Origin of the sequence: Streptomyces sp. NPDC002130 (genome assembly GCF_040296465.1) — a bacterium.
Lineage (GTDB): Bacteria > Actinomycetota > Actinomycetes > Streptomycetales > Streptomycetaceae > Streptomyces.
In genome coordinates this window covers 1-2,526 of record NZ_JBEOXI010000546.1, presented here as the reverse complement: position 1 = coordinate 2,526, position 2,526 = coordinate 1, and the positions used below count along the sequence as shown (strand labels likewise).

Here is a 2,526-nt window from a genome sequence, read left to right as displayed (position 1 = left end):
CGCGAGACCGATCGCCGTGGTGGTGCTCCCCGCTCCCCCGCACGCACCGACGACCAACGTCATCGGCGGGACGGGATCGAGAACCTGGGCAGCGGCGGTGGATGTTTTGGTCGCAGAACTCTTCGGTTGGGGAGCGACGAGCGGAAACACCTGGGCTACCGGTGTTTCCACGACCTCCGGTTCCTCACCGAGCCAGCCGAGCCAATCCTGAGAGTTGTCGTTGTCGGTCACGATGCTTTTCCAATCGAGGTGATGAGCGTGCGGCCACCGACATCGGTGACCTTGACGATCTGACGGCCACTGACGCGGGAGCCGTCCAGATAGCGCTGCTCGAGGGTGACGGCGAAGGTGTTCGGTTCGGTTGCGCGGATCTCGACGCAGTGCTCGGTACCAGCGGGAACCGTGTCGATACCGGCTTGCAGTTCTTCGGCGGTTGCCGACTTCACCTGCGCATCGGAGACAAGCAGTGCGCGGGCCTTGGCCCCGTTGCGTTCGACGTAGTAGGCGTGATCGAACGCGAGAATGGCATCGGGACCCGAACCGGTTCCGCCGGGGCCGGACCCGCGAACGACTCCGGCCTCCGTCGACGGCGAGCACCACGACTGCGGAGCCACCGAGCTCGGAGTCTGCGAGGTGGTTGCCGTGCTGGTTGTTGCGGGAGCGATCTCCGCGACGTTCATCGGTGCGTCGTCGTCACCGCTGCCGAGCGCAGAAGCGGCGATCGCACCCCCGCCGATCACAAGGACTGCGACCGCTGCGACCGCGCCGATGACCGCAGCGCGGCCACGCAGGCGCTGCGAGGGTGAAGCCGAAGTAGCAGCCAGGGGCGGCGGTTCGGCCGCTGCCTGGTCCTGCGTGTACTGCATCGCTTCCCGCAGCCACGCCGCGCCGCTGTCGTCGACAGGGACGTCGTTGGAGTCAGCAGCAGCGGCTACAGACGGCACGTGAACGGAATCTGGTTCCGGAGCGGCTGGAGATGAGTCGTCGTCGGACGCGAGGTCCACGACCGGAAGCGGTTCTACCGGCGCAGAGGTCTGCGCTCTCCCGTCCGCCGCAGGCGTGAACGGTGGGAACCACTGGTCGAGAACGGGATTGGAAGACTTGGGATCGTCATTGTTGTTATTTGTCACCATCGAGTCCTTTCTCCGGAGGTCCTGGTGCGGGGTACGAACACCCCGCACCAGAACGCCCGATCAGTTCGCCGCAGCAGTCGGCGTAGCGACCGCCGTGGTCGAAGTGATCGAGGTGGAGGTGCTGGTCGGACGGGGACTCGTCGTCGTTGTCGCCGAAGAAGACGAGGACGGGCGAGTCGCGACCGCCGTGGACGTGGCCTTCGTAGTGGAAGAAGGCGATCCACCTGCACGATCTGCCAGGTCCTTCGCCAACGCGACGAACCAATCGGTGACGAACGCCGTCGCCGATGTCCCGGTCGCCGTGGCCGGCACCGAGCCGTAACCTCCGTGGGCGGCCACCGTGGACGAATACTTCGTCAGCGTCGCAAGGTTGAGCAGATCCTTGTTGTCACTGACGTTGTCCTTGACCGCCGCGAACGCCTGCGTCGTCAACCGAGACGTGGTGGCCGGGGGAATCAGCTTCGTTGCCGCTCCGACCAATTTGGTGCCCAGAAGAGCAACCGCGCCAGCGGGATTGGCCAGCCCGACCGTCGCCAACTCCGCGATGTTCGCTGGGGTCAGAACTTCCTTCGCGACAGTCTTGACCGCGTTGAAGCCGATCGTGCCGACCTTCATGATCGCCTTGATCGCATCATCGGTGGACGGCAACGGAGTCCGAGGATCGGAGGCCACCGCAAGACGCTCGGACAGCGACTTCTTCGGCGCGATCGACAGATTCGCCAACGTCGTACCCGAGATGTCCTCGTTGACCACGGTCACCGCAGTCTTGATCGACGTCATCGCCAGAGCGTCACCGACCGAGGCCAACGACCGAATCGGATCACCCGAGGACAGTTCCGACTGACCGGCAATGTTGGTCACCACCCGCAGGATCGGAGAATCCGGCGGAGCATCGCACGCGAGGTCACCGGACTGGCAGAAGCTCGCCACCCGTCCGGTCAGCGAGCCGTAGTTCTCCGCCACGTCCGCGACCGGCCCGATACCGCCACCAGCAGGAGGGACCTGATCGAGAGCGGACACCTTGGACACCTCAGCGCCGTCTGTTCCCGGAGCAGGCTTCGGGGACGTCTGACCGGGCGAGCCAGGAAACAGCGGTGCACCGGCAGCGCGGGTCGGGTCACCGAACGTGGCGACACCGACAACCTTGTCCGCAGCGATCACGCCCGAGCCCTTGCCGACTTCTTCGGCGAACAGTGAAACCACATGTGCGCCTTGGCTGTAACCGGCCAGGGTGAACTTCGTGTCCGGGCACGTAGCCGCGACCTCCGAAGCCATGTCCCGCAGATTCTGCAAGCCGCCCTCGACGGACTGTGAATACGGCACGTTGCCGCCGGGGACAGCGCCGCCGAACCCGGCCTCGTATGGCACGTACGCGCGGCCGGCCAATTCCTTG

At 65.5% G+C, this 2,526-nt stretch carries 3 protein-coding genes; all 3 read right to left on the bottom strand.

Annotation, left to right across the window (positions count from 1 at the left end; genetic code table 11):
• On the bottom strand, positions 1 to 231 hold a 231-nt coding region (locus ABT116_RS42540), incomplete at its 3' end, for a hypothetical protein (RefSeq protein ID WP_351645984.1).
• On the bottom strand, positions 228 to 1,133 hold the full coding sequence (locus ABT116_RS42535) for a DUF8176 domain-containing protein (protein WP_311052737.1): 906 nt from the start codon (positions 1,131 to 1,133) through the stop codon (positions 228 to 230). The genes ABT116_RS42540 and ABT116_RS42535, both read right to left, overlap by 4 nt.
• 60 nt (positions 1,134 to 1,193) lie before the next feature.
• Positions 1,194 to 2,526: cutinase family protein (locus tag ABT116_RS42530; RefSeq protein ID WP_351645974.1), on the bottom strand; the 1,333-nt coding region annotated here is incomplete at its 5' end.

Bases quoted from the DNA above. Each gene is read 5' to 3' on its own strand.
- ABT116_RS42535 (WP_311052737.1), bottom strand. From the start codon at position 1,133: ATGGTGACAAATAACAACAATGACGATCCCAAGTCTTCCAATCCCGTT.